This is a genomic window from Dinoroseobacter sp. S375 (assembly GCF_049800775.1).
Taxonomy (GTDB): domain Bacteria; phylum Pseudomonadota; class Alphaproteobacteria; order Rhodobacterales; family Rhodobacteraceae; genus Dinoroseobacter.
Genome location: NZ_JBNAFR010000007.1, coordinates 189,331 through 204,191, shown reverse-complemented (window position 1 = coordinate 204,191; position 14,861 = coordinate 189,331). Strand labels below are relative to the sequence as shown.

Here is a 14,861-nt window from a genome sequence, read left to right as displayed (position 1 = left end):
AAGACAACAAAGCCCCGCGCGAGCGGGGCTTTTCCTTTGGATCACCGTCCCGATGGGCTCAGAGCGGCGGGAAGCCCCCGGCGCGTTCCGGCAAGCGCTGCATCAGCGTGGGCGGCATCTCGGACTGCGCGCCATAGCCGGAGAAACACCCAAGGCTCTGCCCCGCCTCCAGCACCGCGTCATGCTTGCCCTTGGCTATGGACAGGTCGGCTTCGTAATCCTTCCCCGCAGAAAGCGCGAAAAGCGCAGGCCAGAAGAGCACGAGCCCCACGGTCATCACCGCCGTGTCCGTATTCGCCTTGCTCCGCTGATGGGCCGTAAGCTCTTGCACATGGCCCTCGATCGCCGCGCGTTCGGCGGTCAGCGCGTGGCAGCTATACCCGGCATAGACGCTGGGCGAGATGAAACTCCGCTGCACCTTCTCGGGCGGCGTCGCGCAACCACTGACGACAAGCGCCGCGCAAGCCAGTGCCATAATCCCCTGTTTCATGCCCGACCCCTCGCGTCAAAACTGCACCGGATCAGGTTGTAAGGGGGCTGTGGCAGGAATGGGGCAGCAACCGCGCCCTCAGGCGACGAACTCCGTCAAATCGAATGGCCCCGCCAATGCGGGGCCGGCCGGTTCAGTGCGGCGCGAAGGTGACGTGATGCCCGTCGGGATAGAGCAGCGAGACGCCATCCTTGAACACATGGACCTTGGCAGGATCCGCCGTCATCCGCGTCACCTGCCCCTTGAGGTCTTTATGGATCCCCTGCAGCTTGGCGATGCTCGCCTCTTGCCCGGCGGGCGCTTCGAAATAGAGCAGCGTCACCTCACCGAGCGCTTCGGTGATCGCCACCTTGCCCTCGAAAAGATACGCCTCCGTCGCCTCCACCATGTCCTCGGGGCGCACGCCGACATTCACGCTGGCGCCCATCAGGCTCGCATCGGACGGATAGTTGGACACGGCCACACCGCCCCCGGTCATCTCGATGGTGGTCTGCGCACCCGTCCCGGTGATCCTGCCCGGCAGCAGGTTCATCTTGGGGCTGCCAATGAACTGCGCCACGAACTCGTTCTCGGGCTTCTCATAAAGCTCCAGCGGTGAGCCCACCTGCGCGATCCCCCCCCCGGCGAGCACCACGATCCGGGTGGCGAGCGTCATGGCCTCCACCTGGTCATGGGTCACATAGATCATCGTGCTCTCGGGCATCGCTTCCTTGAGCTGCGCGATCTCGAGCCGTGTCGCCACCCGCAGGGCTGCGTCAAGGTTCGAGAGCGGCTCGTCAAAGAGATAGACCTTGGGATCCCGGACGATCGAGCGGCCAATGGCGACCCGCTGCCGCTGACCACCGGACAGGGCCTTGGGCAGTCGGTCGAGATACTGGCCCAATTGCAGCTTATCGGCAGCGGCCTCGACAGCGCTGTCGATCTCTTCCTGGGATTTCTTCGCGATCTTGAGCGCGAAGGACATGTTCTCGCGCACGGTCATATGGGGATAGAGCGCGTAGGACTGGAACACCATGGCGATGCCCCGCTGGGCGGGCGGCACATCGTTGACCACGGTGTTGTCGATCTCCAGCGTGCCGCCCGAGATCTTCTCCAACCCCGCAATCATCCGCAGCAGCGTCGACTTCCCGCAGCCCGAGGGCCCGACAAAGACGATCAGCTCGCCCTGCTGCACGTCCAGATTGATGTTGCTCAGAACCTTGACGTCGCCGTAAGCCTTGGCCACGTCCGTCAGCTTCAAATCTGCCATTCTCCCCTCCCTCTCAAATTCCAGCCGCGCTGGTTTATGCTGTTTTCAGCGCGATGCAGGGCTGCCACGGCCCCAGATGCACACGGCCATCCGGGCTGGTGCCCGCCGAATTCAGTTCCGCCCCGATCTGGGTCCAGTTGCCCGCAGGCAGATCGACCACACCGGGCGTGTCGCTCATGTTGAGCGCATAGAAAATCGTCTCTTCGGCGCTTTCACGCAGGAAGCTCAGGACATCCCCCTCGGCGTTCAGACCCGAAAGCGCGCCCTTGGCCAGCACCTTGTGGCTCCGTCGGAAAGCCAGCGCCTTGCGGTAATGGTGCAGCACAGCGTCAGGCGCATGTTCCTGCGCCGAGACGGCCATGTTCAGATGCTCGGACGAGACCGGCAGCCAGGGCCGCGTGGCGGAAAAGCCGCCCGTCTGATTGTCAGACTGCCAGACCATCGGCGTGCGGCAACCGTCGCGGCCCTTGAATTCCGGCCAGAACTCGATCCCGTACGGGTCCTGCAGATCGTCGAAGGCCACGTCCGCCTCGGGCAGGCCGAGCTCTTCGCCCTGGTACAGGCAGACCGAGCCGCGCAGACACATGAGCAGTGTCAGGATCCCACGTTGCGCGCCCGGGGTTAGGTCCCAGCGGGTCACATGGCGCATCACGTCATGGTTGGAAAACGCCCAGCAGGCCCAGCCTTCGGATGCCACATCCGCAACCTTGCTGAGCACTTCCTCGACACGGGGCGCGGTCAGGGCCTCCTTGGAGAGGAATTCAAAGGCGTAACACATATGCACGCCCTCGGTGCCAGAGGTGTACTGACCGAGGATCTCCAGCCCGTATTGCGCATCGCCCACCTCGCCCACGGCGGCAATGGCCGGGTATTCCTCCATCATGCCGCGGAAGCGCGCGAGGAAATCGAGGTTCTCGGGCTGGTTCTTGGAATAGAGGTGACGCTGGTGGTTATAGGGGTTCACCGCCGGCGCGATCGTGTCGTTACGATCTTCGGGCGGCAGGGCCGGATTGTCCCGCAGCTCTGCGTCATGGGTGTAGAAGTTGATCGTGTCGAGACGGAACCCGTCCACCCCGCGATCAAGCCAGAACCGCCCCACATCCAGAAGCGCGTCCTGCACAGCCCGGCAGTGGAAGTTCAGGTCCGGCTGCGAGGTCAGGAAGTTGTGCAGGTAATACTGGCAGCGCCGCGCATCCCATTGCCAGCCCGACCCGCCAAAGATCGACAGCCAGTTGTTCGGGGGCGTGCCATCGGGCTTGGGATCCGCCCAGACATACCAGTCGGCCTTGTCATTGTCGCGGCTCGTGCGGCTTTCGGCGAACCACGGATGCTGGTCGCTCGTATGGCTCAGCACCAGATCGATCATCACACGCAGCCCATAGATATGGGCCGTCTCGATCACCGCGTCGAAATCCGCGAGCGTGCCGAACATCGGGTCCACGTCGCAGTAATCGCTCACATCATAGCCGAAATCCTTCATCGGCGAGGTGAAGAACGGGCTGATCCAGATCGCGTCCACCCCGAGCGAGGCGATATAGGGCATCCGCTCGACGATCCCCAGAAGGTCGCCAATCCCGTCGCCATTGCTGTCCTGAAAGCTGCGGGGATAGATCTGATAGATGACAGCCCCGCGCCACCAGTCGGCGTCGGCGGCAAGGCCCTTGGCCGCGCGCATTTGTGCCACTGCATTCATCGAAAGGGGTTCCTTACTTGACCGAGCCGGCCAACAGGCCGCGCACGAGGAAACGTTGCATGGAGAAGAAGACCAGAAGCGGCACCGCGATCGACACGAAGGCCGCCGTCGCGAGGATTTCCCAATTGCCGCCGCGGGTGCCCAGAAGCTCGACGATCTGGTTGGTCATGACCGTGGTCTGGCCCGTGGCGTCGATCAGGAACACCTTGGCGACCAGGAGGTCATTCCAAGTCCAGAGGAACTGGAAGATCGCGAAAGAGGCCAGCGCCGGGAAGCTGAGCGGCAGGACGATCTTGGTGAAGATCTGGAAATCCGTCGCCCCGTCCACCTTGGCGTTCTCGATGATGTCTCGTGGCAGGCCCACCATGTAATTGCGCAAGAGATAGATCGCGAGCGGCATGCCAAAGCCCGTATGGGCGAGCCATGTCCCCAGATACCCTTTGCCGATCCCGATATTGTTGTGCAGCGTCAGCAGCGGAATGAGCGCCAGTTGCAGCGGCACCACCAAGAGACCGACGATGACCGCGATCAACAGCGCGCGTCCCGGAAACTCCATCCAGGCCAGGGCATAGGCCGCAAAGGCCGCCACGAGGATCGGGATGATCGTCGCCGGAATGGTCACGGTCAGGGTGTTGAAAAACGCCCGCGCCATGCCCTCGGAATTGCTCGGGTCCAGCAGCATGTTGTGATAATTGTCGAGCGTGAATTCGGGCGGGGTCGTGGCGGTCACGAAGACCCGCTGCCCGCGCCCGCCCATCTGGTCGTCATTGCCCGACCAGAGATAGGCGCCATCCGACTGCACGGTGATGGTCTCGCCATCGCCCAGATCCGCCGTCTCGCCGGCCGTATAGGCGGCGATATTGCGGCTTGAGGTGCCCCAGACGCTGATCACGGCATCGGTGATGCCCTCATCGGCAAAGAGATTTCCCTCGACCACGTAGAGATCCCCCTGCTGGACCCGGAAGTCATCCGGATCCGCCGCGCGCAGGGTGATGTTCTGCTCGGACGGGAACATGGATTTCCACCAGCCGCTCGAGGAGATCTGTTCCACCGTCCGGAAGGACGACACGAACAGCCCGAAGGTCGGCAGCAGCCACAGGACCACCAGGGCCACGACCGAGATATGCACGGCCCAGGTGAGCGAAGATTTGGTTCCAGCGATATTGTCCATGATCTCCCCCCGCGCCTCAGCGCATTTCCTTGCGCGCGCTGTGGATGTTCCAGACCAGGATCGGTGTCACCAGAAGCATGATCACCATCGCACTGGCCGAGCCGACGCCCCAGTCATTGGCGCGGAACAGCTTGTCGAACATGTAATTGGCCAGAACCTGCGTCTCCCATTGCCCGTTGGTCATGGCAAAGACGATGTCGAAGACCTTGAGCACCACGAGCGTGATCGTCGTCCAGACCACCACCACCGTGGGCATGATCTGCGGCACCTTGATTTTGAAGAAGATTTGCCAAGGTGAGGCGCCGTCGATGATGGCCGCCTCGATGGTCTCTTCGGGGATGCCGCGCAGGGCCGCCGAGAGGATCACCATGGCAAACCCCGTCTGCACCCAGACCAGCACGATCATCAGGAAGAAGTTGTTCCAGAACGGGATCGTCAGGAAGGTCACCGGATCGCCGCCGAGCCAGACGATGAAGGCGTTCAGGATGCCGATCTGCTCCTGCTCGATCGGGCGGCCGTCATAGACCAGTTTCCAGATCACCGAGGCGCCGACAAAGCTGATCGCCATGGGCATGAAGATGATCGACTTGGCGATATTGCCCCATTTGATCCGGTCGGTGAGCTGGGCCGCGATGAGGCCAAAAGCGGTGGAGAGCGCCGGCACCACGATCAGCCAGAACATGTTGTTGCGCATGGCTTCCCAGAATTTCGGCTCCGAGGCCATCTGCGCGTAATTGTCGAGTCCGACCCATTGGTAGCCGCCGCCCGGGACCCGCTCCAGCAGCGAGAGCCGCAGGGTCTCGATCACCGGATAGCCCAGATAGAGCGCCAGCACGAAGAGCGCCGGGAAAAGGAAGATCCAGGGTCGGATCTGGTTGGCGCGATTGATGTTGCGCCCCGCATTCGGCCCCTTGGCCGGGTAGAGCACTCTGTCGAGGAACTGATTGGCAAAGTAGAAATAGCCGACACAGCCGCCAACGCCGATGATGATCGTGAAAATTCCCTGAATGGCCGGATGCATGGCCGCTCCCCCTGTTCCTGAATGCCGTGGGGTTGCAGGCCGCCCCGTGGGACGGCCCGCCTGTCTTGCCTGCGCTTACTTGAGCGCGTCCCAGGAGGACTGGATCTCGGAGGCCACTTCGGCCGCCGTTTTCGCACCGGAGGAGTAATCCACCATGCCGGTCCAGAAGGTGCCTGCCCCCACGCCGCCCGGCATCAGGTCAGAGCCGTCAAAGCGGAAGGTCGTGGCGTTGGTCAGGATCTCGCCCTGCCCGCGCAGGGTGTCGCTGGCATAGGCTGCGGGATTGGCCGCCTTGAACGGGGTCAGGAAGCCGTCCTGCGCCATCATCACCTCATGGGCGAAGGGCGTTTTCAGGAATTCGATGAACGCGCCCGCGGCCGGGTTCTCGTTGGTGATCGCAAAGAGCGTCCCTGCCCCCAAAACCGGGCGGCCAAGGTCTTTTTCCTCAAATGCCGGGAAGTAGAAGAAATCCGCATCCTCACCCAGCTCGGTGCCTTCGGGGAAATAGGCCGGAATGAAGCTCGCCTGGCGGTGCATCATGCAGGAGGGCGGCGAGGCAAAGAGGCCCAGCGGGCTCTCGCGGAAATCGACCGAGGCGGTGTCATTCGCATTGCCTACCACATAGTCGTCATTGCGGGTGAAACTGCCATATTCCTCGATCGCCGCGACCACCTTCGGGTCGTCGAAGGGCATCTCGTTGGAGACCCAGGCGTCATAGGTCTCGGGCGTCTGGGTGCGCAGCATCAGGTCCTCGACCCAGTCGGTCGCAGGCCAGCCCGTGGCCCCGCCCGACCCCAGCCCGACGCAGAGCGGCGTCTGGCCGTCGGACACCATCTGGTCCATCAGCGCCTTGAACTCTTCCATGGTCTCGGGGACATCATATTCGAAATCCTCGAAGTTCTCGGGGATGTACCAGACCAGCGACTTCACGTTCACATTGAAGAAAAACCCGTACAGCTGATCGGCGCCCGAGCCGTCCGCATAGGTCCCCAGATCGATCCAGGACTGCCCGGCAGCGTAGTTTTCGCGGATCCACTCGTCGGAGCCCGCAGGCAGCGGCGTCAGGAACCCGCGCTCGGCCATGGTGGTGGCCAGACCCGGCTGCGGGAAGACCGTCAGATCGGGGGCGGAGCCCGCCTCGGCATCGATCATGATCTGCTGCTCAAGGCTGTCGGAGCCCACATAGGTCGCGTTGGCCCCGGTTGCCTCGTTGAAAAACGCCACGAGGTTCGAAAACGCATCCGCCTCGCCCGCAAGCCACGGCCCGAAGATCGACAGGTCCTGCCCGGCGAGATCCGTGCCCGCCGCGAACGCCTCGTAGCTTTCCCAGTTGAACTCGCCCTCACCCGGCGTGAAGGCCAGATGCCCGCCGGCTCCGGCGATACCCGTCGACAGAGCAAGCGCCGCAGCACTCGCGTACAAGGTGAATTTCATGTCAGTCCTCCCAGACCAGCGTGCCAGCGACACGCCCCATGCTTATTTTAGCGCTAGAATCGCACCCAAAGCGCTTTGAATGCGCCAGACATCTCGCGTTGTTCCAATTCTGTCAATCTTTGAAAACCTGAACACGCGAATAATTTCATCCTGAGCGCAGCGGGTTTTGAAAAGCAAGATTGAAATTTAAGCTTTTGACGAATGTCCGTTTACACGCTTACGGTGCAGGAACCGGCTATGTGAGACGACATTCAGACCATGAATCTAAAACAGCTTTCCGAGAAACTGGGCCTCTCACCGACCACGGTCAGCCGGGCGTTGAACGGCTATCCCGAGGTCTCTGAGACCACGCGTCAACGGATCCAGGCCGCGGCCAAGCAGTATAATTACTACCCCAGCACACGGGCCAAATCGCTTGCAACCGGGCGGTCCATGGCCATCGGTCACGTGATCCCAACCGATGCAAATTCCGAGATGGTGAACCCGATCTTCGGGGATTTCCTCGCCGGCGCGGGCGAGACCTACAGCGCGTCGGGCTATGACATCATGCTCTCGGCGGTTCAGGCCGAGAACGAGCTGCAATGCTACCGCGATTTTGCCGCCAAGCGCAGCGTGGACGGGGTGATCGTTCACGGGCCCCGCACGGACGATCCGCGCATCGCCCTGCTCAAGGAGCTGAACCTGCCCTTTGTCGTCCATGGCCGCGCGCCGGTTTCCGATGACAGCTACTCCTGGCTCGACATCAACAATCGCCGCGCCTTTCAACGGGCGGCCCAGCTTCTGATCGATCTCGGCCATAGCCGGATCGCCCTGATCAACGGCCAGGAATCCATGGATTTCGCACAGCGCCGCCGCACAGGCTATTCCGCCGCGATGGAGGCGGCGGGCCTGCCCCTGCGCCCGGATCACATGGTGGCCGATGACATGACCGAGGGCGTCGGGTTTCAGGCCGCGACGCGGATGCTCGATGGGCCGAACCCGCCCACGGCCTTCCTCGTGTCATCGATCATCACCGCCATCGGGGTTCGCCGGGCCATCGGCACACGGGGGCTGGTGCTGGGCCGCGATGTCTCGGTCGTGATCCATGATGACGAGATCAGCTATCTGCGCAACGGCGACCGCGAGCCCCTGTTCACCGCCACCCGATCCTCGGTGCGGGCCGCCGGGCGGCGGGCGGCGGAAATCCTGCTGCAACGGATTGCGCAACCGACGACCCCTCCGATACAGGAGCTCTGGGATGTGGAGCTGACCCTGGGCCAGTCCACAGGCCCCGCCCCCACCTGATCCGCGAAAGAGCTGCGCCATGTCCCTCATCCGTTCCGACTACCCCGAGGATTTCCTGTTTGGGGTGGCCACCTCCGCCTATCAGATCGAGGGCCATGCCAAGGGCGGCGCGGGGCGCACCCATTGGGATGATTTCGCCGCCGGTCCCGGCAATGTGGTGCGGGCCGAGCATGGGGGCGTGGCCTGCGATCACTATGACCGGATGGACGAAGATCTCGACCTGATCCGCGATCTGGGTGTGGATAGCTACCGGTTTTCAACCAGTTGGGCGCGAGTCCTCCCCGAGGGACGCGGTGCGCCGAATGCTGAAGGGCTCGATTTCTACGACCGTCTGGTGGACGGTCTGCTGAAGCGCGGGATCAAGCCCGCCGCCACCCTCTATCATTGGGAATTGCCCTCGCCGCTTGCCGATCTGGGCGGCTGGCGGAACCGCGATATCGCCGCCTGGTTCGGGGAGTTCACCGAGACCATCATGGGCCGGATCGGCGACCGCGTCTGGTCGACCGCGCCGATCAACGAGCCGTGGTGCGTCGGCTGGCTGAGCCATTTTCAGGGCCATCACGCCCCGGGTCTGCGCGACATTCGCGCGGCCGCCCGGGCGATGCACCATATCCTGCTCGCCCATGGCACCGCGATCTCGGTGATGCGCGGTCTGGGCATGTCGAACCTCGGGGCGGTGTGCAACATGGAATATGCCGAGCCCGCGCCGGGCACGGATGGCTCCGACGCCGATCTCTATGATGCGATCTACAACCAGTTCTTCCTGTCCGGCATGTTCCACAAACGCTACCCGGACGCGGTTCTGGCGGGGATCGAACCGCACCTGCCCGATGGCTGGCAGGACGATTTCGATGTGATCAGCGCGCCGCTCGATTGGGTCGGGCTGAACTACTACACCCGCAAGATCCTTACCCCCGATGACGGTCCCTGGCCCCACCACCAAGAGATCGACGGCCCCTTGCCCAAGACCCAGATGGGCTGGGAGATCTATCCCGAGGGCCTCTACCAGCTCCTGACGATGATGAAAGAGCGCTATACCGGCGACCTGCCGCTCTATGTTACCGAGAACGGGATGGCCTCGGAGATCCCGTTTCAGGATGCGGATCGCATCGCCTATCTCGAGACGCATCTGGCACAGGCTCGCCGCGCGATTGCCGAGGGCGTGCCCCTGAAGGGCTACTTCATCTGGTCCCTGATGGACAATTACGAGTGGGCTTTGGGCTATGAAAAGCGCTTTGGATTGGTCCATGTGGACTTCGAAACCCTCACCCGCACCCCGAAAGACTCTTACCGCGCGCTGGCATCTGGGTTAAGGCGTTAGCGCTACCATTCCGTTTCACCGAATCTGTGGAGCTTGAAATCCATGTCCACGACCGCCCCTGGTCCCGCCCTCGTCGCCGATATCGGAGGCACCAATACGCGCGTTGCCCTTGCGGATGGCGCGATCCTGCGCGCTGACACGGTGAAGAAGTTTCGCAACGCGGACCATGGCTCGCTGGACGAGGTGCTGCGGCTCTATCTCGCCGAGCGGGGTCAGCCGGAATGCAGCGGTGCCTGCGTCGCGCTGGCGGGTCCGGTGCGCAACGGGGTCGGCGGGCTGACCAATCTCGACTGGCGGATGGACGAGGCGCTGTTGACCGCAGCAACCGGCGCGCCGCGCGTGGCGCTGCTGAATGATCTGGTGGCGCAAGGCTATGCCCTGCCCCATATGGATCCGAACCTGATCCGTCCGATCGTGACGCGGCCCGCGGTGGCTGACACCGAGACCTGCCTGATGATCGGGCTGGGCACCGGGTTTAACGCGGCCAGCGTACTGCATGCGCCAGGCGGACGGCTGGTCACCCCGTCCGAGGCGGGCCATTCCAACTTGCCCGTGCGCACGGATCAGGAGCTGCGCCTGTGCCGCTTCGTCGAGACCGCCCATGGTTTCCCGGCGGTCGAGGATGTGCTGTCGGGCCGCGGGCTCGAGCGGGTCTATACCTTCCTCGGTCCCACACCGGACCAGACCCCGCGTCTCTCGGCGGCCGAGGTGATGGCCGCGGCCGAGGCTGGCGAGCGTCAGGCGCTCGACGCGCTGGAACTTTTTGTCGGTATGCTGGGCACGGTGGCGGGCAATCTCAGCCTGATCCATCTGCCCTTTGGCGGGGTCTATCTGGTGGGCGGCGTCGCGCGCCATATCGCGCCCTATCTCGGCCCCATGGGCTTTACCGAAGCCTTTGCGAACAAAGGACGATTTGCAGATTTCATGCGCGATTTCCCGATCTGGCTGGTCGAGGATGACTTCGCCGCGCTGATCGGCTGCGCGAGCTACCTGCAGGAACGCGGCGCGGCCTAGCCCGTCGCCGTCTCGCCCATACGGCGGGCGGTCCGCGCGTTACGCCAGAGCCGGACGCAAAAGGCCACAAGGAACACACCCGTCAGGATCAGGATGATCGTCGGCGCGGGCGCGCTGTCGAGCCAGAAGCTCGCATAGACCCCGGCCACCGAGGCCAGCACCGTCACCGTCACCGCGATCCAGAGCATTCGGTCGAACCGGTTGGTGATTAGAAACGCGATCGCTCCGGGCGCGATCAGAAGGCCGATGGCGAGGATGATCCCCACCGCCTTGAGCACCGCCACGATGGTCAGCGAGATCAGCGCCAGCATCCCGTAATGGAGCCACGATACCGGCAGGCCAACCGCCCGCGCCTGCGCCGGATCGAACGCATGGAGCAGGAAGTCCCGCCACTTGACCAGAAGCACCCCGGCCACCAGCAACGAGATCACCCCTGCCGTCCAGAGATCCGCCGCCCCGATCCCCAGCATGTTGCCAAACAGGATATGGTCGAGATGCATCTCCGTCTCGATCTTGGTGTAGATCACCAGCCCGATCCCGAACATGCCCGAGAAGACGACGCCCATCACCGTGTCCTGCTTGATCCGGCTGTTGGCCTGCAGGTAGCCCGTGGCAAGGGCGCAGACCATGCCCGCCACGAAGGCGCCGACGATAAGCGGGATGCCCGCCACATAGGCCAGCACGATGCCCGGCAGCACCGCATGGCTGATCGCATCGCCCATCAGGCTCCAGCCCTTGAGGACCACGAAACAGGACAGGATCGCCGTCGGCACCGCGATGATCGCCGCGATCAGGAAGGCGCTCTGCATGAACGGAAAGAGGAAGGGCGCGAGGATGGTCTCGATCATTCCGCCGGCTCCAGCGGGTTCACCGGGGGGGCGCCCCGGCTCTCGCTCGCCTGCAAAGCCGCCGCCGCCCGGCGCCGCGCCGCCCGGTAGCCATGTTTCGGTGCAAGGAAAAATGCCAGCAGGAACAACAGGGTTTGCAGCGTGATGATGATCCCGCCCGTGGCACCGTCGAGGAAATAGCTCGCGTAGGCGCCGACCGCAGCGGTCCCCGCGCCAATCCCCACCGAGATCATCAGCAGCCTCTGGAACCGGTCCGTCAAAAGATAGGCCGTCGCCCCCGGGGTCACCACCATGGCGATGACGAGAAAAGCGCCCACAGTCTGCAGGGCCGCGACGGTACAGGCCGAGAGCAGCACGAAGAACATGAATTTGAGCCGCACCGGATGCAGCCCGATAGACCGAGCATGGCTCTCGTCAAAGAAGGTGACCATCAGGTCCTTCCATTTGAGCAGCAACAGCGTCAGGGACACTCCCCCGATCAGGACCAGTTGCAACGTGTCCGTGGGCGTGATGGCGAGAATATTGCCCAGCATGATGGTCTGGATGTCCACCGAGGTCGGCGAGATCGAGATCATGAAGAGCCCCAGCCCGAAGAAAGAGGTGAAGATCAGACCGATGATCGCGTCCTCTTTCAGGCCGGACCGCTGGTTGAGGAACAACATCGCTCCCGCCGCCAACCCGCCTGACAGAAACGCACCGAGCGCGAAGGGCAGCCCGAGCATATAGGCCCCGGCGACCCCCGGCACGATGGCATGGCTCAGGGCGTCCCCGATCAGCGACCAGCCCTTGAGCATCAGATAGGCCGACAGAAACGCGCAGACCGCCCCGACCAGCGCGCTCACCCAGATCGCATTGGTCATGTAGCCATAGGCAAAGGGCGACAGGAGCGTTTCGATCACCTTGCCTTCTCCTCTTCGGGCTCGGCCTCGGGCGTCCCCAGGGTCCGGGTCTTTTCGTCATAGGTAACGAGCGGGCGCTCATCATCGGTAAAGATCATGACCTTGCGGGCGTCGTCATCGTCATGCAGATCTTCGCCCTCGAGCACGAAATGGCGCAGCACGCCGCCAAAGGCGCGTTCCAGAATGGCCTGGGTAAAGGTCGTCTCGGTCGGGCCAAAGCCCAGCACCGTGCCCTTTACGAGAATGGTCCGGTCGCAGAATTCCGGCACCGAGCCAAGGTTATGGGTCGAAACCAGCATCACCCTTCCCTCGTCGCGCAGATCCCGCAGAAGCGCGATGATCGCGTCCTCGGTCTGCACATCGACCCCGGTGAAGGGCTCATCGAGCAGGATAACCTGCCCGTTCTGCGCCAGCGCCCGCGCCAGGAAGACCCGCTTGCGCTGCCCGCCCGACAGCTCGCCAATCTGCCGGTGACGGAATTCGGCCATGCCGACCCGCTCAAGCGCTTCGGAAACCGCCTGCCGATCCTTTGCCCCGGGCATCCGCAAAAACCCCATATGGCCATAACGGCCCATCATCACCACATCCTCGACCAGCACCGGGAAGGACCAGTCGACCTCCTCGTTCTGGGGGACATAGGCGATCTTGTTGCCCTTGAGCGCCTCGGCGACCGTGCCGCCCAGCACTTCGATCTCGCCCCGCGCCGTGGGCACGAATCCCATGATCGCCTTGAACAGCGTGGATTTTCCCGCCCCGTTCACGCCGACCAGCGCGGTGATCGTACCGCGCGGGATGTCGAAGCTCGCATCATTGAGCGCCGTCATCCCATTGCGATAGGTCACCGTGACGTTCCGGGCACAGAGGCCGGGGGTGTTCGTTTGTCCATCCGGGGCCGATGGGCGCATTGTCGTATCCTTCGGGGCGGTGCCTCAGTTCAGAGGCGTGGTCAGGCCCTCGGCCAGAGTTTCGGAGGTGACCCTGAGCAGGTCGAGATAGGTGGGCACCGGGCCATCCGCCTCGGTCAGGCTGTCTACATAGAGCACCCCGCCAAAAGTCGCGCCGGTTTCGCGCGCCACCTGCTCGGCCGGATCGTTGTTCACCGTGCTTTCGCAGAAGACCGCGGGGATGTTGTTCTCGCGCACGCCGTCGATGACCTTGCGCACCTGCTGCGGCGTGCCGGTCTGGTCGGCATTCATGGGCCAGAGATACAGCTCCTTCATCCCGAAATCCCGGGCGAGATAGCTGAACGCGCCTTCGCAGGAGACGAGCCAACGCTGGGCGGCGGGGACCTCTTGCACGCGGGCGCGCAGGGGCGCGATGGTCGCACTGATCTCCGCCTTGTAGCGCTCGGCATTGGCGGCGTAGATCTCGGCATTCTCGGGGTCCTGCGCGGCAAAGGCATCCCGGATATTGTCAACGTAGATCAACGCGTTATCGAGCGACATCCAGGCATGTGGGTTCGGCTTGCCCTCATAGCTGCCCGAACCGATCGACACCGGGTCGATCCCGTCGGTCAAGGTCACGGCCGGTACGTCGCGCAGGTTCGAGAGGAACTGCTCGAACCACAATTCGAGGTTCAGACCGTTCCACAGGATCAGATCCGCCCCCTGCGCCCGCAACAGGTCGCGGGGCGTCGGCTGATAGCCATGGATCTCGGCCCCGGGCTTGGTGATCGAGACGACTTCGGCCGCCTCGCCCGCAACATTCTGCGCCATGTCGGCTATGACAGTGAAGGTGGTCACGGCCTTGAGCTTGTCGGCCATCGCCCCGCCGGGCAGTGCCACCGTTGCCACAAGGGCCAGTACACACGCAGATCTTCCAAGCATCTATCATCTCCCCCGAGAGATTGAGTTGTTTGGAATGAATATGAGAATGATTTGCAAAAAGTAAACGCAGAAATTCGAACAACGGCCTAGACCGTTGTTATAGAACGCTTTTAGATGTCAGGCATTGACCGGTGCATTGCCCAGAAGCTTCTCAAGACCGGTATTGTCCTTCACCAGGCTCTCCAGCGTGATCGTGTCGAGGGAGCGATAGAAGGCGGCCAGAGCCTCCCCCAGGGCGCCCTTCAACCGGCAGACGGAGACCAGCGGACAGGTGCATTCCTCGGCGTTGAAGCACTCGGCAAATGGGGCGCCGGCCTCGAACACGCGAAAGACACCGCCCACGGTGATGTCCTCGGCCCCCCGGGCCAGTCGGATACCGCCCCCGCGCCCGCGCACGGTTTCGATGAAGCCGGTCTGGCCGAGCATATTGATCACCTGTCCGAGATGGTTCTCGGAGGCGTTGGTTGCTTTGGCCACTTCCGAAGTCCGGATGTTGCGGCCGGTATTCACCGCGCAATACATCAAGGTTCGCATGGCTAGGTTGGTTCGGGTCGTCAGGCGCATGGAACCGAGGTCCTTTCCGGGGCATTCGCACTCAGGCGAGGGTTAAG

Annotated in this window: 14 protein-coding genes; 3 read left to right on the top strand and 11 right to left on the bottom strand. The window is 63.2% G+C overall.

Annotated elements, in window-relative coordinates:
- Positions 1–58: 58 nt before the first annotated feature.
- The 6 genes from ACP150_RS16095 to ACP150_RS16070 form a co-directional block, all read right to left on the bottom strand.
- A complete protein-coding gene (locus tag ACP150_RS16095; protein ID WP_424967683.1) occupies positions 59–490 on the bottom strand; it encodes a hypothetical protein in 432 nt (143 codons plus the stop codon).
- 133 nt (positions 491–623) lie between these two features.
- Positions 624–1,739 (bottom strand): ABC transporter ATP-binding protein, encoded by a 1,116-nt coding sequence (locus ACP150_RS16090; RefSeq protein WP_424967682.1) that lies wholly within the window; start codon positions 1,737–1,739, stop codon positions 624–626.
- A 34-nt stretch (positions 1,740–1,773) separates the two neighbouring features.
- A complete protein-coding gene (locus ACP150_RS16085; protein ID WP_424967681.1) occupies positions 1,774–3,432 on the bottom strand; it encodes an alpha-glucosidase in 1,659 nt (552 codons plus the stop codon).
- Between the two features lie 13 nt (positions 3,433–3,445).
- Complete coding sequence (locus ACP150_RS16080) at positions 3,446–4,603, bottom strand: carbohydrate ABC transporter permease (protein WP_424967680.1); 1,158 nt, start codon at positions 4,601–4,603, stop codon at positions 3,446–3,448.
- A 16-nt stretch (positions 4,604–4,619) separates the two neighbouring features.
- Positions 4,620–5,624: a carbohydrate ABC transporter permease gene (locus ACP150_RS16075; protein ID WP_424967679.1), complete on the bottom strand. Its 1,005-nt coding sequence runs from the start codon at positions 5,622–5,624 to the stop codon at positions 4,620–4,622.
- A gap of 75 nt (positions 5,625–5,699) precedes the next feature.
- Positions 5,700–7,058: an ABC transporter substrate-binding protein gene (locus ACP150_RS16070; protein ID WP_424967678.1), complete on the bottom strand. Its 1,359-nt coding sequence runs from the start codon at positions 7,056–7,058 to the stop codon at positions 5,700–5,702.
- Positions 7,059–7,316: 258 nt separating this feature from the next.
- On the opposite strand from ACP150_RS16070, the gene ACP150_RS16065 reads away from it, so the two are divergent.
- From ACP150_RS16065 to ACP150_RS16055, 3 genes are read left to right on the top strand one after another with little or no spacing between them, the layout of a single operon-like run.
- Positions 7,317–8,342, top strand: coding sequence for a substrate-binding domain-containing protein (locus ACP150_RS16065; protein WP_424967677.1), 1,026 nt, complete (start codon positions 7,317–7,319; stop codon positions 8,340–8,342).
- 19 nt (positions 8,343–8,361) lie between these two features.
- The gene (locus tag ACP150_RS16060) at positions 8,362–9,663 is read left to right on the top strand and encodes a GH1 family beta-glucosidase (RefSeq protein WP_424967676.1); all 1,302 of its coding nucleotides are present in this window, start codon (positions 8,362–8,364) and stop codon (positions 9,661–9,663) included.
- 42 nt (positions 9,664–9,705) lie between these two features.
- The gene (locus ACP150_RS16055) at positions 9,706–10,677 is read left to right on the top strand and encodes an ROK family protein (RefSeq protein WP_424967675.1); all 972 of its coding nucleotides are present in this window, start codon (positions 9,706–9,708) and stop codon (positions 10,675–10,677) included.
- Here the strand turns inward: ACP150_RS16055 and ACP150_RS16050 are convergent.
- The 5 genes from ACP150_RS16050 to ACP150_RS16030 all read right to left on the bottom strand — a co-directional run bounded on the left by ACP150_RS16050 (position 10,674) and on the right by ACP150_RS16030 (position 14,814).
- Positions 10,674–11,525, bottom strand: coding sequence for a metal ABC transporter permease (locus tag ACP150_RS16050; RefSeq protein ID WP_424967674.1), 852 nt, complete (start codon positions 11,523–11,525; stop codon positions 10,674–10,676). The two genes, ACP150_RS16055 and ACP150_RS16050, sit on opposite strands and share 4 nt — an antisense overlap.
- Positions 11,522–12,424, bottom strand: a complete 903-nt coding sequence (locus tag ACP150_RS16045) for a metal ABC transporter permease (RefSeq protein ID WP_424967673.1) — start codon at positions 12,422–12,424, stop codon at positions 11,522–11,524. Before ACP150_RS16045 ends, ACP150_RS16050 begins: the two co-directional genes overlap by 4 nt.
- Positions 12,421–13,329, bottom strand: coding sequence for a manganese/iron ABC transporter ATP-binding protein (locus tag ACP150_RS16040; protein ID WP_424967672.1), 909 nt, complete (start codon positions 13,327–13,329; stop codon positions 12,421–12,423). Before ACP150_RS16040 ends, ACP150_RS16045 begins: the two co-directional genes overlap by 4 nt.
- Positions 13,330–13,353: 24 nt before the next feature.
- Positions 13,354–14,250, bottom strand: a complete 897-nt coding sequence (locus ACP150_RS16035) for a metal ABC transporter substrate-binding protein (RefSeq protein ID WP_424967671.1) — start codon at positions 14,248–14,250, stop codon at positions 13,354–13,356.
- Positions 14,251–14,367: 117 nt separating this feature from the next.
- Positions 14,368–14,814, bottom strand: a complete 447-nt coding sequence (locus ACP150_RS16030) for an Rrf2 family transcriptional regulator (protein WP_424967670.1) — start codon at positions 14,812–14,814, stop codon at positions 14,368–14,370.
- Positions 14,815–14,861: the final 47 nt, after the last annotated feature.